Source organism: Leptolyngbya sp. Heron Island J (assembly GCF_000482245.1).
GTDB lineage: Bacteria > Cyanobacteriota > Cyanobacteriia > Phormidesmidales > Phormidesmidaceae > Leptothoe.
In genome coordinates, this window is the sequence record NZ_AWNH01000071.1 from 62,042 (window position 1) to 86,670 (window position 24,629).

The 24,629-nt window shown below is 46.7% G+C and carries 18 protein-coding genes and 1 pseudogene; 9 read left to right on the forward strand and 10 right to left on the reverse strand.

Going from position 1 to position 24,629, the window contains the following annotated elements; genetic code table 11:
- Window positions 1-51 precede the first annotated feature (51 nt).
- Window positions 52-393: a carbon dioxide-concentrating mechanism protein CcmK gene (locus N836_RS59580; protein WP_023074364.1), complete on the forward strand. Its 342-nt coding sequence runs from the start codon at window positions 52-54 to the stop codon at window positions 391-393.
- Between the two features lie 53 nt (window positions 394-446).
- On the opposite strand, the gene N836_RS59585 is transcribed toward N836_RS59580, so the two are convergent.
- On the reverse strand, window positions 447-1,016 hold the full coding sequence (locus tag N836_RS59585) for a hypothetical protein (protein WP_023074365.1): 570 nt from the start codon (window positions 1,014-1,016) through the stop codon (window positions 447-449).
- A gap of 137 nt (window positions 1,017-1,153) precedes the next feature.
- Between N836_RS59585 and bchD the strand changes: the two genes are divergently transcribed.
- Window positions 1,154-3,199 carry a magnesium chelatase ATPase subunit D gene (gene bchD, locus N836_RS59590; protein ID WP_023074366.1) on the forward strand — a complete coding sequence of 682 codons (2,046 nt, stop codon included), beginning with the start codon at window positions 1,154-1,156 and terminating at the stop codon, window positions 3,197-3,199.
- A gap of 85 nt (window positions 3,200-3,284) precedes the next feature.
- On the opposite strand, the gene N836_RS59595 is transcribed toward bchD, so the two are convergent.
- Both N836_RS59595 and N836_RS59600 read right to left on the reverse strand, forming a co-directional pair.
- Entirely contained in the window at window positions 3,285-3,620 is a 336-nt protein-coding gene (locus tag N836_RS59595; protein WP_023074367.1) for a XisI protein, read from the reverse strand.
- The gene (locus tag N836_RS59600; RefSeq protein WP_023074368.1) at window positions 3,608-4,024 is read right to left on the reverse strand and encodes a XisH family protein; all 417 of its coding nucleotides are present in this window, start codon (window positions 4,022-4,024) and stop codon (window positions 3,608-3,610) included. The genes N836_RS59595 and N836_RS59600 overlap by 13 nt, the downstream gene beginning before the upstream one ends.
- Window positions 4,025-4,301: 277 nt before the next feature.
- On the opposite strand from N836_RS59600, the gene N836_RS77145 reads away from it, so the two are divergent.
- Window positions 4,302-7,886 carry a PAS domain S-box protein gene (locus N836_RS77145; protein WP_023074369.1) on the forward strand — a complete coding sequence of 1,195 codons (3,585 nt, stop codon included), beginning with the start codon at window positions 4,302-4,304 and terminating at the stop codon, window positions 7,884-7,886.
- A 13-nt stretch (window positions 7,887-7,899) separates the two neighbouring features.
- Window positions 7,900-9,159, forward strand: a pseudogene (locus tag N836_RS59605) (putative bifunctional diguanylate cyclase/phosphodiesterase); the annotation flags it as partial.
- 11 nt (window positions 9,160-9,170) lie between these two features.
- Here the strand turns inward: N836_RS59605 and N836_RS59610 are convergent.
- The gene (locus tag N836_RS59610; protein ID WP_023074371.1) at window positions 9,171-10,412 is read right to left on the reverse strand and encodes a class I SAM-dependent methyltransferase; all 1,242 of its coding nucleotides are present in this window, start codon (window positions 10,410-10,412) and stop codon (window positions 9,171-9,173) included.
- A gap of 166 nt (window positions 10,413-10,578) precedes the next feature.
- Here N836_RS59610 and N836_RS59615 point away from each other — a divergent pair, with 166 nt between their 5' ends.
- A complete protein-coding gene (locus tag N836_RS59615) occupies window positions 10,579-11,973 on the forward strand; it encodes an MATE family efflux transporter (RefSeq protein ID WP_023074372.1) in 1,395 nt (464 codons plus the stop codon).
- 53 nt (window positions 11,974-12,026) lie between these two features.
- Here the strand turns inward: N836_RS59615 and N836_RS59620 are convergent, their stop codons facing one another.
- The 3 genes from N836_RS59620 to N836_RS73620 form a co-directional block, all read right to left on the reverse strand.
- The gene (locus tag N836_RS59620) at window positions 12,027-12,722 is read right to left on the reverse strand and encodes a Rho termination factor N-terminal domain-containing protein (protein ID WP_023074373.1); all 696 of its coding nucleotides are present in this window, start codon (window positions 12,720-12,722) and stop codon (window positions 12,027-12,029) included.
- Complete coding sequence (locus tag N836_RS59625; protein WP_023074374.1) at window positions 12,715-14,085, reverse strand: ParA family protein; 1,371 nt, start codon at window positions 14,083-14,085, stop codon at window positions 12,715-12,717. The genes N836_RS59620 and N836_RS59625 overlap by 8 nt, the downstream gene beginning before the upstream one ends.
- Before the next feature lie 630 nt (window positions 14,086-14,715).
- Window positions 14,716-15,273: an SH3 domain-containing protein gene (locus tag N836_RS73620; protein ID WP_152532212.1), complete on the reverse strand. Its 558-nt coding sequence runs from the start codon at window positions 15,271-15,273 to the stop codon at window positions 14,716-14,718.
- Between the two features lie 304 nt (window positions 15,274-15,577).
- On the opposite strand from N836_RS73620, the gene N836_RS59635 reads away from it, so the two are divergent.
- Window positions 15,578-17,464 carry an ArnT family glycosyltransferase gene (locus N836_RS59635; RefSeq protein ID WP_081716926.1) on the forward strand — a complete coding sequence of 629 codons (1,887 nt, stop codon included), beginning with the start codon at window positions 15,578-15,580 and terminating at the stop codon, window positions 17,462-17,464.
- Window positions 17,465-17,467: 3 nt separating this feature from the next.
- Here the strand turns inward: N836_RS59635 and N836_RS59640 are convergent, their stop codons facing one another.
- The 3 genes from N836_RS59640 to N836_RS59650 form a co-directional block, all read right to left on the reverse strand.
- The gene (locus N836_RS59640; RefSeq protein ID WP_023074378.1) at window positions 17,468-18,808 is read right to left on the reverse strand and encodes an FAD-binding oxidoreductase; all 1,341 of its coding nucleotides are present in this window, start codon (window positions 18,806-18,808) and stop codon (window positions 17,468-17,470) included.
- A gap of 292 nt (window positions 18,809-19,100) precedes the next feature.
- Window positions 19,101-20,198, reverse strand: coding sequence for a phospho-N-acetylmuramoyl-pentapeptide-transferase (gene mraY, locus N836_RS59645; RefSeq protein ID WP_031293396.1), 1,098 nt, complete (start codon window positions 20,196-20,198; stop codon window positions 19,101-19,103).
- 209 nt (window positions 20,199-20,407) lie between these two features.
- Complete coding sequence (locus N836_RS59650) at window positions 20,408-20,665, reverse strand: DUF3134 domain-containing protein (RefSeq protein WP_023074380.1); 258 nt, start codon at window positions 20,663-20,665, stop codon at window positions 20,408-20,410.
- Between the two features lie 337 nt (window positions 20,666-21,002).
- On the opposite strand from N836_RS59650, the gene N836_RS59655 reads away from it, so the two are divergent.
- The 3 genes from N836_RS59655 (at window position 21,003) to N836_RS59665 (ending at window position 24,568) form a co-directional block, all read left to right on the forward strand.
- Complete coding sequence (locus tag N836_RS59655; RefSeq protein ID WP_023074381.1) at window positions 21,003-21,590, forward strand: PAP/fibrillin family protein; 588 nt, start codon at window positions 21,003-21,005, stop codon at window positions 21,588-21,590.
- A gap of 79 nt (window positions 21,591-21,669) precedes the next feature.
- Entirely contained in the window at window positions 21,670-22,449 is a 780-nt protein-coding gene (locus N836_RS59660) for a PD-(D/E)XK nuclease family protein (protein WP_023074382.1), read from the forward strand.
- Between the two features lie 274 nt (window positions 22,450-22,723).
- Window positions 22,724-24,568, forward strand: a complete 1,845-nt coding sequence (locus N836_RS59665) for an NAD(P)H-quinone oxidoreductase subunit F (protein WP_023074383.1) — start codon at window positions 22,724-22,726, stop codon at window positions 24,566-24,568.
- Window positions 24,569-24,629 lie beyond the last annotated feature (61 nt).

A 24,629-nucleotide genomic window follows, 5' to 3' on the forward strand; every position in this document is an offset into this window, starting at 1 on the left:
GGAGTTATCAAGTAATAGCCAACTTAAGGCTCGTATTTAAGGAGAACGGCAATGCCCGAGGCAGTAGGATCGCTAGAAACAAAAGGGTTTCCCCCTGTACTCGCCGCCGCAGACGCGATGGTTAAAGCAGGACGAGTCACATTGGTTAATTACATTCGGGCAGGTAGTGCTCGTTTTTGCATCAACATTCGGGGGGATGTTTCTGAGGTGAAAGCGGCGATGGCGGCTGGAGTTGAGGCTGCAGAAAATGCCCCTGGTGGCGTTCTGGAAACCTGGGTCATCATTCCTCGTCCCCATGAAAACGTCGTCGCTGTACTACCCATCGACTTTGGGGAAGATGTTGCACGATTCCGAAATGCGGTAGAGCAGCCTATTCTGCCGGGACGTCGTTAAGGCTAATTTTGAGGCCTCTGGATTCAGGAGAAAGGGCTGATCCACATGGACGGTTATGTGGGTACTTGGGGAGCCGCTTCAGGTTCCCACAGACATACGGCATAGCCTTTGGCAGTAGATGCGATCGCGCTGTCATGTCCACGCCATGTTAGCTGAGTGGACAGGTCCAATGCCTCATCGGCCTCCAGGCTAGTTTGGTAAACGCTGTAAAATCGATCCTCATACTGTAGGGCTACCAGCGGTTCGATCAGGTCAGGGACCATGACATAGCACTGGTGATATTGTTTAGCATCTCCCAGTATTAAGCAGGGGGCAGGGCTATGGGTGGGCCATTTACGCCCATCCTTCCTAGGCCCTTTGAAGACCTGGGCCTCAAGTTCTAAGGCCCACATGACATAGCCTTGTCGGCCTTGTTTTGTTAAGGCCAGCTGTTCATCAACATTTTGAGCCAGTTTGATCAATGCCTTAATCACCTCCTCTGCAGTCTCAAACCGACGAAACAGGCTGTAGAGTTGGTTACCTATCTTGACAGCGGTTAGTTTGGTCTCAACATCTGGCACTTTAATTTGGCAATTGCTGTACTGACCCTTGTAGATCAGTAGTTTACAGACAGCGACAGGCATCAGGAACTCACAGAGATAGACAGTTTAAATTCTAAAGGCTGAACGTATGGCCCACACCATCGAAGTTGCTTACTTTCATGGGCACGATTGCTGAAGAGCAGTGATACATTAATTATTACGTTGAGTAGAGAGAAAAGATGCAGGTCCTTGCGGATACGCCCATTACATTTCCACTCATGGCTGTGGTTGGCCAGGATGCAATTAAATTAGCGTTACTATTGGCTGCGATTGATCCTGGCTTAGGAGGGGTGGTAATTGCAGGGCGTCGTGGTACAGCTAAATCTGTATTAGCGAGAGGTTTGCACCAGCTATTGCCGCCGATTGAAGTGATCGACGGCTCTTGTGCCAATGCTGATCCAACTAATATGCGCGAGTGGGATGATGCTACCCTCGATCGTTTTGGTAATTGTGGGGAACCGCCCAATTTAGATGATTTGCCGACTAAGGTGATTCCAGCCCCTTTTATTCAGATCCCATTGGGGGTAACGGAGGACCGGTTGCTGGGCTCGGTGGATGTAGCTAAGTCGATTCAAACAGGAGAATCGGTTTTTCAGCCGGGGTTATTGGCTGAAGCCAATCGCGGTGTCCTCTATGTCGATGAGGTCAACCTGCTGGATGATCAGATCTCTAACCTGCTGTTGGGCACGTTAACCGAAGGTCGGAACCAAATTGAACGGGAGGGGATTAGTTTTCAGCATCCCTGCAAACCGCTCTTGGTGGCCACCTATAACCCTGAAGAAGGGGTTTTACGGCAGCATCTGTTGGACCGGATTGCGATCGCTCTATCCGCCGATCGGGCTCTCACAATGGAAGAACGGGTAGATGCCACAGACCAGGCGACTAACTACGCCAACGATCCAGAAGGGTTCCTAACCGGATACACCGAAGAAATTGACAACCTGAAAACTCAAATTATTCTGGCCCGTGAATGGCTTAAAGACGTCGTGATTACCTCTGATCAGGTGCAATATCTAGTTACCGAAGCAATTCGTGGCGGTGTGGAAGGCCACCGTGCAGAACTATTTGCAGTAAGAGTTGCCAAGGCCAGCGCTGCCCTCGAAGGACGCACTGAAATCAATGCCGACGACCTCCGGCGAGCTGTGGAGTTAGTGATTATTCCCCGCGCCATGAATATGGATCAGCCGCCGCCGGAAGATGAGCAGCCCCCGCCACCGCCGCCGCCAGAAAATCAGCAGGAAGACGATCAAGACGATTCTCAAGAGAACAACGACGACGACAACGATGATGACGATACTGATGAGGAACAGGAAGAGTCTCCTCCCAGTATCCCTGAAGAGTTTTTGTTTGATCCTGAGGGAGTTGTCTTAGATCCGTCGCTCTTGTTATTTGCTGAGAGCATGAGCAAACAAGGCAACTCAGGTAGCCAAAGTCTGGTTATTTCTGAAGATCGGGGGCGCTATATCAAGCCAATTTTGCCCCAGGGACCAGTCCGTCGGATTGCCGTTGATGCTACATTGCGGGCGGCGGCTCCTTACCAAAAAGCTCGCCGAGCCCGTCAGCCCGAGCGAAAAGTGATTGTTGAACAAGGGGATATCAGAGCAAAGCGTTTGGCCCGCAAAGCCGGTTCATTGATTATTTTTGTTGTCGATGCTTCAGGCTCGATGGCTCTAAACCGGATGCAGTCAGCCAAGGGCGCTGTTCTGAGTTTGTTAACTGATGCTTACCAGAATCGTGATCAGGTGGCCCTGATTCCGTTTCGTGGTGAACAGGCAGATGTGTTGTTGCCCCCCACACGTTCCATTACCTCTGCCCGTCGTCGATTGGAGACCATGCCCTGTGGTGGAGGTTCGCCCCTGGCTCACGGTCTTAGCCAGGCCGTCCGTGTGGGTGTCAATGCTCAACAGTCTGGTGATGTGGGCAACGTGGTGATTATTGCGATTACCGATGGTCGGGGGAACGTACCCTTGGCTCGTTCATTGGGAGAACCGATGGAAGAGGGTGAAAAGCCAGATATTAAAGCGGAACTGCTAGACATTGCTGGTCGTATTCGGATGACTGGTTTCCAGCTCTTGATTATCGACACCGAGCGAAAGTTTGTGTCAACTGGTTTTGGCAAAGAGCTGGCTAAGACGGCGGGCGGCAAGTACTATCAGCTGCCCAAGGCGACGGATAAAGCGATTGCCAATATGGCTCGCGGCGCACTGGCAGATTTGCAAGGTTAAGTGCATAGCTCACAAACAGTTTTACAGATTTTTGTGACCTGATTAGATTTTCTGAAAGTTATTGAGGACTAGTGAATGTTTTTTATTAATCGATAGCAAAACCACTAAATTGACGTTTAAAGGGCGACTGAAAAGCAAGGACAATATCATGCTTAGGAATGCCATGCTCTACAAGCTCATTGGCAATACCACCTTCAGTGCCATCATGCTGAATCCAGATTTTTGCATCTTTAATATCTAGGTGAAGAACGCACCCGTAAATACGGCGCTTATTAGACCAGCCGACATGCACAACCTGATATCGATCTTGGGCAAGGTCAAAGATGGTTTCAGCCTCTACATCTTCGTTGCTAGCTTTAATTTCGCTGTAGTCCTTTAAGAGCTTTTGTACAATCTGTCGATAGTTCTCTACGGTTGCCATTGCACGATAACCTCCTCCTCTGGATCATAAACAATCAAGCTAACTTTGTATCGCTCGACTAGGCGGCGCGTCAGCTCTAATGAAAAGAAGGTTCTATAGGTATCTTGTGGTACCGCTAAATAAAGCTTGCGCTCGGGCTGCTCTTCTTCAAGAGCAAGTTGATATTTCAGAAACTGGCCCAAAGCCATACTAAATTCAGTAGTTTCGGAAGGGCCGATAAAACTTTTAATTTCAACCGCAATTTTTTGATTATTACGCTCAGCAGCAATAATACGTTCAGCCCCGAGATCGATGTACATATCAATCCCTCCAAAGCGGATGAATAGGGGATCATCGGTGACATGCCAACCATCTTTTTCAAGAGCATATTTGACAGCATTATGAAAAACGTCTTTGGCAGCCATGAAGCGTTTCATATATTAACAAGCTTCAGCCTAATAGTACACCATTACTAAGACTGACACCTCTGTTTTATTGATACTTTCCTATCGCTCTAGCCTCGTGAGACTACTATGCATTAATTTTGTGGGGCAATTTTGCCTGGCTCGATACACGTACGCTATCAAAGTTGACAGGGCACTACGGTGTCTTTGACGCTAAAACAGGGGTATGCATTCTGAAACTTTTTGGCTTCAGGTGTAGCCTCTGTTGTTGGTTAAGATGAGCCTTTCCTGAAGATTTATGACCACTCGTGTTACGGGCGCTATGCCGCTAAGTTTAGACTCGGCGATTATTCGAGAGCCGTTGGTGGTTGCCCCAGATACGTTGGTGATTGATGCGATCGCTAAAATGGCCCAGCTGCAAAATCAGGAAAATCTATCCCAACCTGTAGGAGTCAGTAGCTTACATAGGCAGATTTTGGCAGAGCGGTCGGACTGCGTAGTGGTAGTAGCGGCTGAGCAAGTATGTGGGTTACTGACGGCGAGGGATGTGGTACGTCTGAGTGCTCAAAAGTCTTCCCTGAATGGGGTGACGATGCATGCAGTCATGACGTCGCCTGTGGTCACTTTATCTGAAGCTGACTTTACGGATGTAGGCGAGACTCTTGAATTGCTCCAACGACATCGTGTGCGCCATTTACCACTACTAGATGAGCAAGAGCGTTTGGTAGGGTTGGTGACTCAAACCACCTTGCAGTCATTATGCATATTGCAACCCCTTGTTGACCATGAGCCATCTCAACAAGAGGCAGAAGTTCAACAGCATAGCCAGGAAGAGATGGCAAAAAAACAGAGTGCTGATCCTACGGCTGCAGTGAGGCATATTGAGTCTGTTTTGGATCGGGGAGAATTTATAAAACAGGCAATTTTGTCAGCGATTCCAGATTATTTATTTTGTGTGGATAGGCAAGGTATCTATCGGGAGGTGATAACGTATAAAAAAGAGATTACGTTATTTTCTGAAAATTTAGACCCTGTTGGCTTACCGATGGCAGAGGTGCTACCAGGAGAAGTTGCTAAACAACAACTATCCTATCTAAAAGAGGCGCTCTGTACAGGACACTTGCAAACCTACGAGCAGCAAGTACAGCTAGAAGACCAAAGCCGCGATGAAGAAGTCAGGGTAATCAAAATTGCGGAAGATGAAGTTCTGTTTATTGTGCGTGATATTGGCGATCGCAAACAGGCTGAACGACAGCTACAAGAATTGATTGAGGCGACTGCTGCTACTACTGGGAAAGACTTTTTTCCCGCCCTGGTCCGTCACATTGCGGCTGCCCTGGACGTCAACTATGCAATTGTGACTGAGCTGGTTGGTGATGAGCTACGAGCATTGGCATTTTGGGCAAATGGTACGCTGCATTCACCCATTTCTTATCATCCAGCTAAAACCCCTTGCGAACTTACCCTGCGTCAGGGCCGTTTTTATTGTGCGGCTTTGTTGCAGCAATATTTCCCTGAAGACTTAGATTTAGCTGAGATGTGCGCAGAGAGCTATTTAGGAATTGCGCTGTACGATGTCCAGGGGAATGTCATCGGTGATTTATGCATTCTTGATCATCAACCTATTCAATCACCTCAGCGAGCTGAGGCAATATTGCAAGTATTTGCAGCTCGGGCGACTGCCGAGCTGGAACGTCAGCGAGCCCGCATGTCTTTAGAGCAGCTAAACCAGGCACTAGAGGCCAAAGTGGCAGAACGGACAGCAGCACTACAGGAGCGAGAACAATTTCTACAGACTGTGCTGGATACGTTTCCGCTATCGATTTTTTGGAAGGATCGTAATTCTGTTTATCTAGGCTGTAACCGTAATTGTGCGCAAGATGCTGGCTTAGCTTCTATTGCAGACATCATCGGAAAAACTGACTACGATATGCCTTGGGGAGAAGCTCAAGCAGAAGCATACCGGGCTGACGATCGCCAGGTGATGACTTCTAATATGGCCAAGTTAGGCATTATTGAACCCCTGATCAATGCAGAGGGTAAACGTGTCTGGTTGGAAACAAATAAATTACCTCTTTATAATCTGTCAGGCGAGGTGTTTGGTGTGTTAGGAACCTACCAAGATATTACGCCCCGCAAGCAATTGGAACTGGCTTTGCAAAACTCGCAACAACAGCTCAGTGAAGTTCTAGATACTGCGATCTCAGGTATTACTCGCCTGCGACTTTACCCAGATGGCGAGATCCAATATGACTATATCTCGCCCCATTGTGAAAAAAACTTTGGTTACGCCGCTGATGAACTCTTTCTCGATGTAAAGCTATGGCAATCTCGGATTGATAGCGATGATTGGGCGCTGGAAGTCCTGCCTGTGTTTCAAGCGATTCTGGCTCATCGTGGTACCTCAACCCATCGGATGGAGTATCGGTTTAACCGCAAAGATGGGTCCGCCTGCTGGATTTTAACTAATTGTTTTGTGCAGTGGAATGAGGTTAGAGAATGCTGGGATCTGACCATTGTAGATACGGATATTAGCGATCGCAAACAGGCGGAATCCCAATTGCAAAACCTGATAGCTGGGACTGCCGCGACAACAGGTCAAGATTTTTTTTCTGCGTTAGCCAGGCATATTGCCGAAGCCTTAGAGGTCTCCTATGTTTTTGTGACTGAGTGCTGTGATCACAAACTTCAATCCTTAGCTGTTTGGGCTAACGGTAAGTTGCAGCCAAATGAGTCTTATCCTTTGCCTGACACACCCTGCGAACGGTCAATGCAAGAGGGGTTTTTCTATTGTGAGCGAGCTGTTCAGCAACAATTTCCTAACTATCAATCGCTTTTAGACATGGGTGCAGAGAGTTATTTGGGAATTGCTCTACGAGATATTAAAGGAAACATCACTGGCATCCTATGTATTTTCCATCATCAGCCATTGCAAGATGTGCAACGGGCAATGCAGATTCTTCAAGTCTTTGCTGCCCGAGCAGCGGCTGAACTAGAGCGTCAAAGAGCCAATCATGCCTTAGAGCAGCTGAATCAGGCTTTAGAGGCTAAGGTGGCTGAGCGCACGGCTGAATTGCAAGAGCGGGAGCAGTTTCTACATACCGTTTTGGATACCTTTCCGCTAACGATCTTTTGGAAAGATCGGAATTCAGTTTATTTAGGGGGTAACCGCAACTTTTTGGCAAATGCAGGGCTACAATCTTTGAGCGATATCCCAGGCAAGACAGATTATGATCTGCCCTGGACCCTAGAGGAAGCTGACGCCTATCGTGCTAACGATCGCCAGATTATGGAATCGAATACCGCTAAGGTTCGTGTTCTGGAAACCCAGCAAACAGCGGACGGCAATCAAATCTGGATAGAAACGACGAAACTGCCTCTCCATAATCTAGAAGGGGAGGTGATCGGAGTGTTGGGGACTTGTCAAGATATTACTGATCGCAAGGCTGCTGAAATGGTGATTAAGCAGCAACTGGCTGCCATTGAAGCTGCGATTGACGGCATTGGTATTTTGCAAAATGACGCCTATATCTATGTGAACCAGGCACATCTGAATTTATTTGGTTATACGCATCTTGATGAATTATTGGGTAATTCCTGGCGGATCTTATATGCTCCCGCAGAAATTGAACGATTTGAGCAAGAAGTTTTCCCAATACTCGAACGCAATTATGCCTGGCAGGGAGAAGCGATCGCAACCCGCAAAGATGGCTCAACCTTTGCTCAGGGAGTTTCTCTGAGTTTGATGGAAGATGGACGTATCATCTGTGTCTGTCGAGACATCAGTGAACTCAAACAGGCGCAAGAACAAAGCATTCACAACGCCTTGCACGACCCGCTGACCGGTTTACCCAACAGGCGATTGTTGTTAGACCGACTGTGAACTAGCGCTACAACGGGCTAGACGGCTGCAAGTTTACCAATATGCCGTCCTATTTCTAGATTTGGATAGATTCAAAATTATTAACGACAGTTTAGGGCATTTAGTCGGCGATAAACTCCTGATTGAAATTTCTAAACGTCTCAAACAACATCTCCGAAATACTGATATGGTTGCCCGACTGGGGGGCGATGAATTTGTTATTTTGTTAGAGGATGTCAGTACCGTTGAAGATGTTATTCAAGTCGCTGAGCGGATTCTGGCAGATTGTCACACGCCAGTTCTGATTGATGATCACAAAATTTTCGTGAGTACCAGCATTGGTATCGCTATTGGTAGTGAAGCCTATCATGAGGCATCAAATCTGATTCGAGATGCTGATATTGCCATGTATCGCGCCAAAGCCCAAGAGAATAATTCTTATAAGTTCTTTGATGGCGAAATGTACTTAGAGGCAATGAATCGGCTTACTTTAGAAACCGATCTGCGTAAGGCCCTCACCCAGCAAGAATTTATTATTTACTATCAACCCATCATCCGTTTAATTGATAACCGATTGATTGGATTTGAGGCATTAGCCCGATGGCAACACCCAACCCGTGGGCTCATTTGCCCGAGTGAATTTATTCCGATTGCTGAAGAGACTGGTTTGATTACGTCGCTAGATAGCTGGATGATTCATCAAGTTTGCGAGCAAGTGGCCGACTGGCGAAACCGATTTCCCAATCATTTTCCTATCAAAATCAGTGTTAACCTCTCGGTTCAAGACTTACACAGGGCGAGCCTGCTTCAGGACATTGATCAGATTCTTAACTCGACTCGTCTAGGGGGAGACATCATTGCCCTGGAAATTACAGAAAGTACACTGATTGAAGATATTGATAAGACCATTGATTTGTTAACTCAGCTAGCATCAAGACAGATTCAAATCAGCATTGATGATTTTGGTACTGGCTACTCATCGTTGAGTTATCTTCATCGTCTACCCATTCATACCCTCAAGATCGATCGGTCTTTTGTCGGTAATATGCATCTGAAAAACCCTAACTATCAGGTTGTTAATACTATTCTTGCTCTCAGTAAACAGCTAGGACTAACTGTTGTAGCGGAAGGCATTGAAACTCCCCAACATCTGCAACAGCTACAGACATTAGGCTGTGAGCTAGGTCAGGGGTATTTATTTTCAAAGCCGCTCACTGTCTGTGATGTTGAAACCCTTTTGACGGGTTCAACCATCAAAGTCGAGACTCTGAAGGCGTTAACAGAAGAGGCTTGATGGAACGTTCATTAGCGCTGATTGGTATTCTCTGATAAAAATCCAGGTAATGGTACGTTTAATCTCCATTGTTTATCGCCATAGAACAATACCTGGTAGATGTGCATACTGCCATCTCTGAATGATGCCTCAAAGGATTGCAGGTAGAGATACCACATCCGCTGGAATCTTTCATCGTAATTAGGAGCAAGGGATGCAATAATCTCGCGATTGGCGGTGAAATTCTCACTCCACCGTTTGAAGGTTTCTGCGTAATGAGGCTTAAGATTTTCACAGTGGGCTACGGTTAGTTTGGCTGAGCGTAAATCCCGGCAAATTTCAGAGAGTTGGGGAGCATAGCCACCAGGAAAAATATACTTGTCAATCCACGGACCATTGCGCTCAGAGCTTTCAGTAGTAATCGTATGGAGCATGCCAACACCATGGGGTTTTAGTAAGGCCCTGGCTTTCTCCATAAAGGTGGAAAAATTACCTTTACCCACATGTTCAAACATGCCGATACTGACAAATTTGTCGTATTCTCCGTTTGTTTCTCGGTAGTCTTGAATTTGTATATTGATTTTGTCTGTTAGACCCTTGTCTGCGATGCGTTTTTTGGCAAGTGCTGCCTGTTCTTCACTCAGGGTGATGCCAGTACCGGTAATGCCATAGTGCTCGGCAGCATAGAGCAGCATGCCACCCCAGCCACAACCAATATCGATCAGAGTTTCACCGGGTTTAAGCGCTAACTTCCGACAAATTACCTCATATTTTTGGTTTTGCATGGTTTCTAGACTGTCCTCAGGGGTGACCTGATACCCGCAGGAGTAGGTGAGGGTGGGGTCTAGAAAGAGCTGATAAAAGTCATTGCCAAGGTCGTAATGGTATTGCACATTTTTACGACTGTTTTGGATCAGCAGCGGTATGGTTTTGAGGCGCTGAGAAATGATTTGTAGGGCCAGGGGGACTGTCAGTTTCTGACTAGCTTTAGAGTAGACCCGGTTGCGGTAGAGCATGCTGATGAGTTCCGTCAGCCGATTCTCTGCTTCGTCCCACCAACCGTCCATGTAAGCTTCACCAAAGCCCAGGGAAGCAAAGGTGATGATGCTGGCGTAGGTACGCTGGTCGTGGATTTGGAGATGCAGATGGGGCTGGGTCTCTGGTGAGCCAAAGTGAAAAACCTGACCGCTGGGGTTGGTGACGGTCAAGTAGCCATCGCTAATAAAGCTAAATAGCTCATAGAGATAGCGTTCAGCGGTGGGTAGGTTGTCCATGGCTGCTGCGTAGTAGAGCAAACCTAGCCTACCAAAACTTCTTGCTGTGTGTTGTTAGTTTTGCACCTATGGCTCAGGGAGAGTGGTCCGGTGCAAAGTTGTATGGTGGGTCTGAAATCTGTTTTCTATCTGTGAAGCTAAGACATAGCTACAATTTGCATCTACTATGCCTCAACTCTATGCCTTACCGCGTTGGTCCAATGGTCTACGGGCCGAAGCGATCGCATCTCTGAAGCTGGCAGTGCCTTTGATGCTGATTCAGCTGTCAGAGGGGGCGGTCAATTTTGTGGATACCCTAATGATGGGTGGTTTAGGCACATCGCTGCTGGCGGCTGGCGGTTTGGGCGCGACGGCGTTTTGGATGCTGCTGTCCCTATGTACGGGGTTATTGGAAATGACGGGTGCGATCGCAGCTGAAGCCCACGGTGCCCAAGACCATGCTCGGGTCAGTCGCATCAATATACAGGGTCTGTGGCTGAGCTTTGGGATTTCCCTACCCACCATGGTTTTGATCTGGCATCTGGATTCCATTCTGAGGCTTCTAGGCCAGCAGGCCGCTATTGTGGATGGAGCGACGGCGTATTTGCATGCCATCGTTTGGGGGCTGCCTGCGGCCCTAGGGCTGTTTGTGTTTAAAGAAATTTTGACAGCGCTATTACGACCGCGTTTGGTAATGCTGCTGCTGCTTGTGAGTATTCCACTTAATATTGCTCTCAACTATGGGTTAATGTATGGCCACTGGGGGTTACCAGAGCTAGGTCTGGCTGGTATTGGCTGGGCTAGCACGATAGTTTTCTGGTGGAGTTTTGTGGTGGCGGTGCTGTGGTTAAAGCTGCATCCATCCCTCAGACGACTGCGGTTATTAAGACGATGGTGGCGGTGCGATCGCACCATCCTCTCCGAAATCATCCACCTGGGCTGGCCTTTGTGTGTGGACTATGGCACAGAGATGGGTGCCCTCACGGCAGCGGCTTTACTGATGGGGCTGTGGAGTACAGAACTGCTGGCGGCCCATCGGATTGTGATGACTACTACAGAGCTATTGTTGATGTTTTCCTGGGGTTTTGCTTATGCCGCTGCCATGCGAACAGGACACAAAATTGGCGCGGGTTCTCCTCGGGCAGCGCGACGGGTGGCCCATGCTAACTTGTTGATGAATTTACTGCTGGTGGTGATATTGTCAATTCCCCTATGGGTTTTACCTCAGACTATTGCCGGATTTTATCTCGATGTGAATAGTCCGGAGAATGCTGCAACGGTTGCGATCGCGGCAACGCTATTCAAAGTCGGTGTAGTGTTTCAGATTGCCCAAGGTATACGGTTAATCAGTGCAGGCACGCTACAGGGACTCAAAGACACTCATCTACTGGCAACCGTTGATGTGCTGGCCCACTGGGGCATAGGTCTGGGGCTGGGCTACCTGGCAGGCCATTTGCTGGGTTGGCAAGGGATTGGCCTCTGGTGGGCATTAGCCCTGGGACAATTTGTTGCGGCTGTGGTGTTGACTAGACGATTTCAGCAGTTAATTAACGCTCTCATTATGAGAACTGTCCAGTATTGAAGTTCACAATTAGCAAGACACATCGAGTACCGCAAATAGTGATTGAATCAGGACTACTCCTCGCCAGATTCGCTTAAAACATTAATGAGTTCTGCTTTTTTCATTTTGCTGTAGCCAGTGATTCCCCGTTTCTTGGCCATTTTCTTTAGCTCTGTTGCTGTTAGACCTTTGAGGAGTACTGGATCAGTAATGACTTCAGGCATGGGCTGAGGCGTTAAATAGAAGACCGACTTTAGCGTATTTAATTTTTTGCCTCGTGTGATGCCGCACTTTAGATTAGCAATGGGATCTAATGTTTTCCAATATTGGCGGGGGGCTTCTTCAATACGATTGACAGCAGTGGCTAGCTTCACTTTCTTTAAATCGCTACCAGGTAATTCAATCAAGTATTGCAGCGCTGCGGTGATCTCATCATGAGAAGCTTTGGAAAGATTGATCCTGGGGATTTCTTCACCTGATAATACTCGGGCTACTTCGGCTGTTTCGTCGCTATCGTCAGCAACAACACACCATACTCTTTCCAACCCTGCTTCTTCAGCGACTGCGTAGATAAATGAGTTGCCAATAACCTGGTACTGATCTTCGCCTGTTTCTTTAACAATGATAGGAACCCAGTTGCGATCGCACTTCTGATTCAAGACTTGTGCTGATGCCTGAATCAAGAACTCTGGGGCTGGGGTTGCCTCACCTGGTTCAATTTCATCCAGGTAAAGATGCATAAGATTACCAATATCACTAAGACTAGCCATGTAGAAAATATTCCTTCGCTAAACTGATGTAGTACTCACGGGCAGATTTGTCTCTGTAGACTGCCGGAATGCGTGCAAATGCAGCATTGGCTATGTTTGCATAGCTTGGTAATTGAAAAATATGCAGATCCTTTCTAGCATTTGTATATCTTGGAAAAAAGTAAGGCTGTAAATCAAACTTAGGTCTCTCACTTTGTATCTTCTTAGCTTGCTTAATCATCTCGATTAAGGCTTTTTGCGCTTCTTGCAATTGATAAGGAGTGATCTTTCCTCCATTAAAAAAGATCGGTAGTGCTATTGGAGTTGCATCCCCTTTCATAGATTGAACTTCAGGGATAAAATCTCGAATAACTGAAACAGCATTTTCTAAGGAGAAAAGATTGTTATGCTTAGTTGGTGTTAGAACAACCTCTGCTGCGTATAGGGCCTGTTGGCTAAAGATCCGCCAGTTTGGTGGGGAGTCGATCAGGATGTAATCGTAAGCGTCTTTTAATTCAGCCAGCTTTCTATGTAGCGTATGTTTTTTCCATTTTTGGCGTAAGTCTGACTCATCAATGTCATGGACTAATACTTTATCAGCAGGAAGAATGTCAAAACCCAAATCATTCTCAGCAATTTTCTTCAGAGGTGGTACATAACGTTGAATTGCATCCCGTATATCAGCATCACGATCATCTAATGCTGTATAAACTTGACCGTTACTTAAGGGGATACCTAAAGCACTCGTCAGATCTTGCTGATTGGGATCGAAGTCTACAACTAATACTCTTTTTTTAGCCAATGCTAGGATACTAGCTAAATTAACTGTTGTAGTAGTTTTTCCCACGCCTCCTTTATTGTTATAAATGGCTACTGTTAGAGCTTTGATAGGATTTTCAATCTTTTGTCTGATGGTTTCAATGACAGTATCAATAGTCTCAGGAGATATTTCTAAGCAAGGAGTTGCGGGATGAATGACCTTATTGTGCTTTCTAAATAGTTGAATATGACAAGAGTTAGTAAGCAGTCCCCATTTGGCTGACCGACATTTAGGAGCTAAAAGGTATTTTTTGTGGAGTTGTTGAACAGCCCTTTTATATTGAGCTGAACCTTCTTCTAAATTAATATCCCGTCCTTTTAACTCGCATATCATATACGGGTTGTTACGAGTATGTAGAAAAATATCATCACCAATATTTTTCCGAACGGCATAGTCTGCTGCGCCTTTCCCAGTGTCAAACTCTGGAATGACCTCTCCATTACTTTGAGAAAAACCAAGTTCCTCTAAAACGTGTGGAACAAAGAAGGTTGCGCTGACAACTGCTTCAGGCGCATCTTCGGGGAGTTTACTCAGTGCTGCTGGCAGGCTTATTTCTGACATCATAGGACTATAAAAAAGTCGATTTAGAGAAAAGCTAAAATCCTAAAATTTCTGCTTTCCATATATTGAAAGATAAAGTTTTCGCTTTAGAAGTAAGAGCACCGAAGCATTAAATGGTTCCTGGGATTTCCACAATTACGACTCTTGTATGATTCATTCGTAATTGGAAAAAAGACGTTAGCTCTTAGTTCTGGATTCTTCTAGGCTTACGCGATCCAAAATCGTGCCTCAGGATACTCAGTAGAAATATCAAGCCAAATTGATTTTTTTACGACTTAAGTCGAATAACCTCAGCAAAAAATGTGTTTATTTGTTAAGGCAAGTTTAGTCTCACTTACGGATTACAACTCCAATCCGGCTTGTTCAAATGCTCGCATTAAGGTATCCATGAGCTAAAAAATCAGCTCATTCTTGTCAATCGTCAAGTTCAAGAGCTGTACCCTGTACTTTCAAAACTTCCAATACAGCTCGCCACTGCTTCGCAGACTGATTATCCCGTCTCCACCGCAGTTTATTCAAAACCACATCCTCAGACAATGCCAGATAGATGCCATTCATCAAGCATCGTCTTTTGAACTTGAGAGTATCCTAATTATCGATAAATCAATCACGCGCTTAAGCCTAGCCTGACTATCACACATCAGGATCACATAGCCGAAAATTTACATATTCCCCTGCCCCTGACGATACTGATGCCCAACCCTCTAATTGTCTTTCTCCTGAACGTTGTTCCATCGAAAGCCATTGGCGTCCTGTTTCATCCGTCATGATTAATGCTGGTAAACTGAGCGAAAAGACTTCAGTGCCATTTGGCAAGAAATCAATCTGTCGTGAAGCAATACTTCTCTTGTCCCTCACCCTTAGCCCGCCACCCACGTCTGTATTCACCCGCAAACAGTACGGCTCATCTATACCCATCAGCACAGCTGTACTCCTGTAGGTAGCAACAACTTCATCTCCCATCTGGCATTTATTCTCCACCTCGCCCGTTCCTATTGCCAAAACAAGATCGCTGAGGCGGTACCAGTAGGTAAAGGGTTCCTGGGCAGCACTAGCTGCTTGGGCACAAATGTCTTGATACTCTAAATAGCCTCCCAGTTCTAGATTTGAGAAACCAGAACTGTAGGGTAATGGCTGATCAGACCCCGTAATTTTGTGCCAGTCTTGCCAGCCTGGTTGTGATTGTGCCATGACGTTAGGCACCATAGTCAAAAGCAGACTACCAGTAAACCCAAGCGAGTATAAAAATTGACAACTTATGTTAAATCTACAGTTTTGCATATATGGCAGCTCCAGTAGTTGGGAAGGATAGCTGTCTAGTTTCATCTAGATGGATTGCTAGGATGAACTTATGATTGATTGCAACGTGCTGATCCCCAAAGTTAAACGTTATTGGTGGGGCTGGTGAACTCGTCATTAGCAAGTGAGTTTAGCCTGTTTAAATTGCATTAAAAATATGAGCGGACAATATTAAGCCGAATCATTATTAGCCGAAATGGCCCTCTATATCATGCCTATTAATCAGCTATTGCCGAGACATTTTCCAAAGAATATATATCAGAGTTCTAGGGCTTCACTATCTCATTATTTAGTTGAGGCTATCGATTTAAATATCGTTCCTATTTTAGGAATGAGTTTTTTCCTAAACATACTGGGGATCTGGTGGGGATTACCGAGCTGGGAAGGCTGGGCTCCAGATGAAATCATCCCAAAAGATGTTTTACTAGGGATTTCTGATCTCTTTTCTGGTAATTGGTATGATACCTATCCTCCTTTCCATTTCTATCTTCTAGCTGTACTTTACTTGCCGTTAAACCTGCCTGCAATTATATGGCGTGAGCTTGGGTTTATAGATTTTTCAGGAGTGCTTGTAGATAACTCAACAACTAATATATTTCACCTCACCTATCAAATTTCTTATTTTGTGGGCAGGATTGTGTCTGTGCTAATGGGCACTGGGACCGTCCTAGTTGTCTATCTATGTGGAAGAGAAATATCTCCTAAGCAAGAATCATTACTAACAGCTTTAATCGTTTCTTTGCTGACACCTTTTGTCTACTATTCAAAAATAATCAATGTTGAAGTTCCATATGTTTTTTGGTTTTGCCTTTCTTTGCTGTTTTATATCCGTATATTAAAAGCGCATAGGTTAACTGATTACTTGCTTTTTTCTGCGGCTGCTGTACTTTCTATTTGTACTAAAGATCAAGCCTATGGACTTTATGTTTTAACGGCACCCTATATTTTGATTTCTAAATGCATCCACGATAGAAGAACTTTGCGAGTAGGTTGGCTGCAATCCCTTACTGATAGAAAAGTCCTATACTCTACAGCGCTGTCTGTTATCTTATTTTGCGCAATCCATAACATTCTATTTAATTACTCTGGCTTTCTATCTCATGTTCAATTATTAATTGGTCCAGCCAGCTATGATAGTGCTGACTTTTTTACTAGAGATGATAATAACTGGTCCCAACATTGGCAGCTACTATTGCAGTCGTTGAGAAACGTACAGTTTTCTTTTACATTACCTGTGTTTGGGATCTGTTTGGCTGGCTTGGTAATGAGCCTATTTAAAGTCTATAGAAACGGTTTTGGTAGGGATATAAATAATTACTGTAAGCTTTCTCTGCTAGTTCCGGTTATTTCTTACTACTTGTTTTTTGTGAGTGTTATTCTATATAGCCGGACTCGGTTTCTTATTCCGGTCTGTATCATACTTGCTTTTTTTGGGGCGCAGTTTATTTCTGATGTTTTGCTTAGCCGCAAAAGATATTTAACCTATAAAGTGCTTGGCCGTAGCTTTGTTTTTATTCTGTTTTTCTACATGTTTGTCCAAGCTTTTTCGGTGGACATAGTCATGATCAATGATGCAAGATATGTGACTGAAAAAGAGATGGATCTCACTATTCCTAAAACCTCTTATGTCTTGGGGATAGGAGACGTAGAATATCTTCCCAGGTTTGAATATAGAGGTTTTGATGCCTATGAAACAACTCATAGACTATCAGAAGAGGAGATTGATGCCGGCATCTATGATTACATCATCACTACAAGCGCCTATGACATCTTGGAGAGGCATAAACAATATAAGTCCAAGTCAACGACTTATAAGATGGTGGACAAAATAGTCAATGGTGATACTCAATATCAGGTGTTTTATCAGAACAGCTATCAGCCTAAGTGGAATCTTCTGAATTTTGAAGGGGTCAGTAGCAATCTAGATAAAATAAATCCTGAAATCATAATTTATGTACATAGCAGAAATATCACCAACGCCTACAATGAGCCTGAGTTGTCTGGTTTAATCAGCAGCATGCCTATGAATGACATCGGCTCAATGATGGGTGTTCTCTCGGGGCAGGACAATAAGCAGACGTAAAAATCAAGTCTGATCACGCTCAAGCCAGCCCCGCATCTTGCCAGGATTCAATAACCCATAGGGATCGACTTGGGCCTTAAATGCCACCTGAGTTTCATTAATTTCCTTACGACCACCATCTTCCAGAATGTAGGTATGAGGATTGGCGATAAATGCTCCCTGGGTTTCGTGGTAGCGAATAATTTCGTTCAGACGCTCTTCGGTGGTATAGCGCACTAACTGCAGTGCCGCCGGACAGACCTGTCCATGCACTCGAAAGAATTCCAGATGCATCATTACCTCATCGCCAAAGTGCTGGTACATGTGCTCCAGCAGCTTCATCTCGGTGTCGTAGGGAAACAGTGTTTGTAGATAGGTGAGGCTGGTATCGACATTCCGGGCATGGAGCGTCGTGTGATTCCAGGTGAATTCTGCTAAAGCTGCACCTTTTTTGGCTTCTTGGGCGGTTTTTTCATAGGTGATGGTGCCGCCAAATTCTTTTGCCAGTTCCCGCAAGGGCGCTAACGATGACTCTGCAATCATCAGCAAGGCAGCGGTTTTACCTTCTGGTAAGGCATCCTGGAGGGCCGCAAAATAGCTGGGAATCGGCCAGGCGTGAATGCTAATTAGTTTTTTGATGATGCCGTCAGCCTCACCCAGGGTGTAGCCAAACCGGGCCGCCGTCATAAAGTCATCAAAGGTGACAATCACTTCTGCCCAAGGGTAGGCCGGACCCAATGGAATTTCTAACTCGGTAATGATGCCATTGGTGCCATAGGCATGATTAACCTTTTGTACCTCATCGCCCCGTAGCTCCAGAATCCTCGGCTCGTCTTCCATGGTGACTACCCGGACAGCGTGGAGATTACCGCGATCGGCCAGCTGTCCATAGGTGATTGAGCCAATACCGCCACTGCCACCACCAATAAACCCACCAATCGTGGCAGTCCGGTAGGTGGAAGGAACCATGCGGATCTCCCAACCCTGTTCACGGGTGATTTTATCAATGGCCGCCAGTTTAGCCCCTGCTTCCACACAGGCCAGCCCCGGCTTAACCCACTTCACCCGGTTGAGCTGGCTCAGGTCCAGAACCACACCACCTTCTAGGGGAATGCATTGGCCATAGTTGCCCGTGCCTGCGCCCCTGACCGTGAGCGGCGTTTTTGTGGCAACACAGGCTTTCACCACCTGCATAACCTCGGCCTCACTGGACGGTCGAACCACTAAATCTGCTACCTTATCGTCCAGCAGAGATGTCAGCACTGGGCTGAAGTGATAGTAATCCTTAGAAAGCTTGGCTACCTGAGTAGGGTCTTGGATCAGGTTGAGCTCATTAAGCAGAGGCAGAATGGCAGAGGTGGGCATAGAAATTCAGCAAACAAGGAAAGCAGCGAAGGTCGTGGGAGATGCCGTAGGTTGGGTTGAAGTATGAAACCCAACCCCCTCAGAAAATCCAAGGCTAACCCCCTCAAAAAATCCGAGGCTGACGCCCCCACCGTAGCAGTAGTGTGACAAGAATTCCCAACCGAATCAAGGCAAATTCTGGCCCAGTCCGCTAAACACAAACAATAAAACAGCGGCAGGAATACCGCTGTTTCAAACGCTGTATGGACTTTGCAAATGGCTGTGTCTAACCGATAAGACGCTCAGTCAGGCTCTAATGCAAGGTGGTCAAAGCGACACAGGATAGTAGCCCGGCTAGTAAATAAAACACGCTGACCACTTGAATCTCAGACCAGCCGGATAACTCAAAGTGATGGTGTAGAGGGGCCATCTTAAATAGCCGCTTGCCTTTACCATCTGAGCCTTTGGTTGCTTTGTAGTAGCTAACCTGCATGATCACTGACAGAGTCTCGGCTACAAAGAGCAGGGTAATGATAAAGAGTGCAAACAGGTGACCGCTCAAAATACCGACAGCTGCTAAGGCTCCACCTAAGGCTAAAGAGCCGGTGTCGCCCATGAAAACTCTAGCGGGGTTACGATTGTGGGTAAGAAAACCGACGCAAGCGCCACTCATGGCTGCGCAAAAGACCATGAGCTCGGGATAGTCGGGGGCAATTAATGCGCCTAACCCTAAAAGCGCGATCGCACCTGTACCGCCCATCAGCCCATCCACACCATCGGTTAGATTAGTGGCATTGCTTTCGGCCACCATCGTAAACCCGGCTAAGGGCCAAAACAACAGCCCCAGAGGCAGCAGAATGCCGAAGGGTAGAGCAAGACTAGTAATTTCAGTAGGCTGGGTGGTCATAGCCCAGGCACAGAAGACAATGGCAAAACCAATTTGCAATGCCAGCTTCATCTTGGGGGAAATTCCCTTATTGGAACGACGCTTTAGTACCTGCCAGTCGTCCAACCAACCAATAAAACCGTAGGCCAGGGTCAAGACACAAACTGCCAGCGTATTCACGGCTCCACCGGAGGCTAGAATCGCTACCAACAATGCCACAGGGACAAAAAAGATGCCCCCCATGGTAGGGGTACCTGCCTTTTTTAAATGTGCTTTAGGGCCTTCCTCTCGAATAAACTGACCTGCTCTGAGTCGCTTGAGTAGCGGCACTACACCGTAACCAAGTAAAGCGGCACCCACAGCTGAAAATAGAAATGGCATCAGTAGGCTCGACTGGGTGAACCAATCGCGACCTACCCACAAATCTAAACCAGCTGCTAAACATGACAGGGTGCCCATTAGCAGCACTGAAAGGCCTGTACCTGTTAGGGCCGTTGCCCTAGAGGTAAAGAATTTAGCATCCACAACTCACGTCCTTCACACACCACACACTTCAAGCGTTTAGCCCCACTTTCCGTACAGAATCGTCTGTCGATAAGGAGTGCTAAAAGTAAAAAAAGGCCTCACTTTTATAGATTCTCTAGCGAATATCACTAAAAGTCCAGGGACTTAGGCTACAAATCTATTGGTTTATGTGAGCCTAAGGAAGTACTTGGCTTTATTCGCAGAGCACGTTATTCGTCAGGCTCGTCGCTATCATCGCTATCGTCAGAGGTATCATCCGAGTCATCAAAGCTAGCGTCATCACTACCCATCAGATCGGAAATTTCCTCACTATCCGCTTCGTCACGGACAACTTCTGCGGGTTCACGGGGGATCAAACGTCCTGTACTTTCTAGCCAACGTAAAATAGATGAGTCGCCCCGTTCGGGGATAACCATCGCATGCTGTTGACGAGGAATTTGCCGTACGGAGGGATTGTATTTAGTCATACGCGTTTGTGGTTGAGATTGGACTTGGGTAAATAACTATACCCAACTCACATGGCAAAAAAGTAGATAGAAAGTTACTAAATGCAATGTCAAAACTACTTTTTTCTACATGGAGATTAGAAATCTCTGCATCAAAATATACAGTACTTCAGTAGCCACCACGAATATGGATGGGCTCAAGCTGGATATTAAGAATTGCCTGCCATGCCATGCCAATAAAGTATGAAAGGATGCTGATGTCAAGTCTTTGATGCCAAGAATTCGTTAGCCCTTGAAATAGGGGACCGTATGGTTAGGTATCTGTTTGTTTCCCGCCGCCGCACCACCAAATGTGCCCATGTTTGAGAAAACTGACCTTTTAGATGCGATCGCACCCACCAACCGTGGATTACTAGCGGCTCCTGAGCAAAAAGCTGACATCTTATCTAAGGTTGTCTGTTTAGAGGCGCGTAATCCCACCGCTAATCCCCTGGCAGCAACGGAATTACTCAATGGCAACTGGCAGTTGCTCTACACCACTAGTACTGAATTACTGGGCATTGACCGATTCCCGCTGCTGGGGCTGGGCAATATCTATCAGTGTGTTCGCATAGACCAGCAGCGCATTTACAATCTGGCGGAAATCAAAGCTGCCCTAGGGGGGCTGGTATCTGTGACAGCAACGTTTGAAGCCGTCTCTGACCAGCGGGTGAATGTCCGCTTTGACCGCGCAATTTTTGGCTTGCAATCTACCCTGGGCTATCAAAATCCTGACCAGTTTATTCAGGCGATGCAGCAGACGAGTAAGTTCAACCTGATGCGCGGCATTGACTTTACCGTCAGCTCAAACCGAGAACCTGGTTGGTTAGAGGTGACGTATTTGGATAGCACTATGCGGATTGGTCGCGGTAATCAAGGCAGTGTATTTGTGCTGAGGAAGGTTTAGAGTCGGCAACAAGCCCTGCGAGAGCAGGTCCCCCTACGGCAATTACTCATTGAGATGTGCTCATCTATTGGTTTGTGTTATGGCATTGCCTGTTCTTTCCCTATCCCAGACCCATCTCACCTTGTTAGAGACCTGCCCACGTCGGTTTCAGTACATCTTTGACCAGGCTCTAGCCGTCCCACCCTCACCGCAAGGTCAGGAAGCGGCTCTATGGGGGAATCAGTTTCACTTACTGATGCAGCAGCAGGCTCTAGGGTTACCCATTGCTGTTATGGCCCCTGCCCATGGAGAGATGGTGGCTAAAGTTGAAGCTTTGCGACAGCAGGCACCCCAGCTATTTCAAGCGGAGCCTGGAGAATGCCTCCGTCAAAGTGAGCATCAGCGTACTCTAGCGTTTAATGGCTACGTGTTTACGGTGATTTATGACCTGATTGTGTTGACAGAGAATTCGGGGCTAATTGTGGATTGGAAGACCTATCTCAAGCCACCTGCAAAAGCTCGCCTGGCTGATGATTGGCAAACCCGTCTTTACCTATATGTGTTAGCCGAGACCAGTCAGTTGCCCCCTGAGAAATTAACTATGGTCTACTGGTTTGTGAGACACCGGGATGCGCAGGGCAAGGATCTGCCCCCCAGCGACTATCGCTTTATCTACAGCCTGTCACAGCATGATCGCACGAGAGCCGATCTGTTGCGGTTGACCGATCGCTTGTCGGAGTTGCGTGAGTGTCAGGTGTTTCCTCAAACGGATATCCTAGAACGCTGTACCCGCTGCCCATTTCAAATTCGCTGTCAGCGAGCGGATGAGCCTAATTTATTGATCAACCTTGATGCAATCGAAGAGGTGGCGCTGCATTGAGGTAGATAAATCTATCTGAACAATTACATTAAAAATGCTCTATTGAAATTCTGGCTTTTTGACACCTAATTAACTAAACTTAAATTATAAATAGACTTAAGTAAATCGTTTCCGAATTCAGATAGACTCAGCTAAATGATCTTTTGAATTCACTTTGTCAGGGTTCAAAATCTTCTGTTGGGGCTGGGGATACTCCAATGGCGGTTTTTGCATCCACGATTAATGCCTCGGATTCAGATGTTAAGTCCCTAGATGTTGCTTTTGAAGTTGCTCCATGGCTGAGGTTTGCTTACAAACGGGATGGTTAATTCCGCTTTATCCATTGTTAGGAATCCTGTTTACGATTCCTTGGATGACTGTTCGGCGTACAGGTCCACGTCCTGCGGGGTATATTAATCTTTTGACGACGACCATAGCCTTGGTGCATGCAATATTAGCTTTGCAGGCGGTCTGGGGGCAAGTACCGCTGCGTTGGTCCTTAGATTGGATGCAGGTTGCCGATCTCTCAATTGAGCTGCCGTTTGAGCTGTCTACCTTGAATTTAGCTGCGGTTGTAGTGGTAACAACACTCAACTTGCTGGCGCAGATTTATGCCATCGGCTATTTGGAGATGGACTGGGGCTGGGCTCGCTTGTATAGCTTGCTGGCCTGGTTTGAGGTGGGGATGACAGCGTTGTTGCTATGTGACTCGTTGTTCTTTAGCTACATGATGCTAGAGATTTTGACCCTGGGCACCTATTTGATTGTTGGCTTCTGGTTTAACCAGCCTCGGGTGGTGACTGGAGCGCGGGATGCATTTTTGACTAAGCGCATCGGGGATTTAATCCTGCTGATGGGGGTGATTGCTCTCTATCCGCTGGCGGGTACCTGGAGCTACTCTGAGCTGGCCCAGTGGGCGTCTGGTCATCCGATTGAGGGAACGACGGCAACTTTGTTGGGACTAGCGCTGTTGGCGGGGCCAATTAGTAAGTGTGCTCAGTTTCCTCTACATCTATGGCTTGATTCGGCCATGGAGGGGCCTCTGCCGACGACGATTTTACGGAATTCTGTGGTGATTCCGGTGGGGGCCTGGGTGTTGATTAAGCTGACGCCTGTGCTGGCGCTGTCTCCGGTAGTTGATTCTGTTGCTGTGGCAATTGGTACGGTGACGGCCATTGGTGGAGCCCTGATTTCGATTGCTCAAATTGATGTCAAGCGGGTGCTGTCTTATTTAACCAGTGCGTTTATGGGGTTGGTGCTGATTGCGGTCGGCACCTCTCAGGTAGGGGTAGCATACTTTTTGTTGATGGCGTTTTCGGTTGCGATCGCAACCCTAATTGCTAGCACGGGTTCTGTGGTTCTCACCTGTGTTACCCAGGACCTCACCCTGCTGGGTGGCTTATGGTCTCGTCGCCCAGTGACAGCCCTCTCTTTCATCTTCGGAGCCCTAGGGATACTGGGTCTACCTCCGTTTGGGGGGTTTTGGGCCATGCGTTTTCTAGAAACAGGATTGTGGTACGACGGTCAGATTCTTCCATTTGTGATTGTTTTAGCCATCAATACTCTTTGGGCCTTTAGCTTGGTTCGCATGTTCTGTCTGATGTTTGCGGGACAACCTAAGGCAATGAGTAGCCGTGCGCCAGAGCCCATCTGGTCAGTCGTGTTACCCATGGCTGCGATGGCGGCATTAACCTTGCACATCCCCATTATTCTGCAGACCCTCAAACTATTGCCGATTATGCAAACTGCCATTGGCGAGACAGGTTTGCTCTTAATTTGGTCCACAGGGCTGGGTTTGGGTTTGGGCTTTGCATTTTATGGTATTCAGCGAGAGAAGTTGCCTGTTGACTACATGCCTCGGTGGTTTTCAAGTCTGCTGGCCTACGACTTTTACACTCCTAGCCTTTACCAAAATGTTGTGATTTGGCCCGTGGCTAGCGTGGCGGGGGGGTTTAACTGGATAGAACGCTATGTCATTGATGGCTTTGTCAATTTGATTGGAGTATTCTCCTTGCTGAGTGGAGAGACTTTGAAATATAGCAACCCTGGACGGTCTCAGGTATATGTTTTAACGATTACTATTTGTGTTGTGCTTTTGGGTCTCTTTATGACCTGGAGGTACGTACCAAATCTAGGCTAAATTTCTGCAGCGTTTTAGTCTCACATTCTGATTGTGTTCTGCAAATTGTTTAACCCATTCA

Coding starts and splice junctions, on each gene's coding strand:
- N836_RS59580 (WP_023074364.1), top strand. CDS start 52: ATGCCCGAGGCAGTAGGATCGCTAGAAACAAAAGGGTTTCCCCCTGTA.
- N836_RS59585 (WP_023074365.1), bottom strand. CDS start 1,016: ATGCCTGTCGCTGTCTGTAAACTACTGATCTACAAGGGTCAGTACAGC.
- bchD (WP_023074366.1), top strand. CDS start 1,154: ATGCAGGTCCTTGCGGATACGCCCATTACATTTCCACTCATGGCTGTG.
- N836_RS59595 (WP_023074367.1), bottom strand. CDS start 3,620: ATGGCAACCGTAGAGAACTATCGACAGATTGTACAAAAGCTCTTAAAG.
- N836_RS59600 (WP_023074368.1), bottom strand. CDS start 4,024: ATGGCTGCCAAAGACGTTTTTCATAATGCTGTCAAATATGCTCTTGAA.
- N836_RS77145 (WP_023074369.1), top strand. CDS start 4,302: ATGACCACTCGTGTTACGGGCGCTATGCCGCTAAGTTTAGACTCGGCG.
- N836_RS59610 (WP_023074371.1), bottom strand. CDS start 10,412: ATGGACAACCTACCCACCGCTGAACGCTATCTCTATGAGCTATTTAGC.
- N836_RS59615 (WP_023074372.1), top strand. CDS start 10,579: ATGCCTCAACTCTATGCCTTACCGCGTTGGTCCAATGGTCTACGGGCC.
- N836_RS59620 (WP_023074373.1), bottom strand. CDS start 12,722: ATGGCTAGTCTTAGTGATATTGGTAATCTTATGCATCTTTACCTGGAT.
- N836_RS59625 (WP_023074374.1), bottom strand. CDS start 14,085: ATGATGTCAGAAATAAGCCTGCCAGCAGCACTGAGTAAACTCCCCGAA.
- N836_RS73620 (WP_152532212.1), bottom strand. CDS start 15,273: ATGGCACAATCACAACCAGGCTGGCAAGACTGGCACAAAATTACGGGG.
- N836_RS59635 (WP_081716926.1), top strand. CDS start 15,578: ATGGCCCTCTATATCATGCCTATTAATCAGCTATTGCCGAGACATTTT.
- N836_RS59640 (WP_023074378.1), bottom strand. CDS start 18,808: ATGCCCACCTCTGCCATTCTGCCTCTGCTTAATGAGCTCAACCTGATC.
- N836_RS59650 (WP_023074380.1), bottom strand. CDS start 20,665: ATGACTAAATACAATCCCTCCGTACGGCAAATTCCTCGTCAACAGCAT.
- N836_RS59655 (WP_023074381.1), top strand. CDS start 21,003: ATGTTTGAGAAAACTGACCTTTTAGATGCGATCGCACCCACCAACCGT.
- N836_RS59660 (WP_023074382.1), top strand. CDS start 21,670: ATGGCATTGCCTGTTCTTTCCCTATCCCAGACCCATCTCACCTTGTTA.
- N836_RS59665 (WP_023074383.1), top strand. CDS start 22,724: ATGGCTGAGGTTTGCTTACAAACGGGATGGTTAATTCCGCTTTATCCA.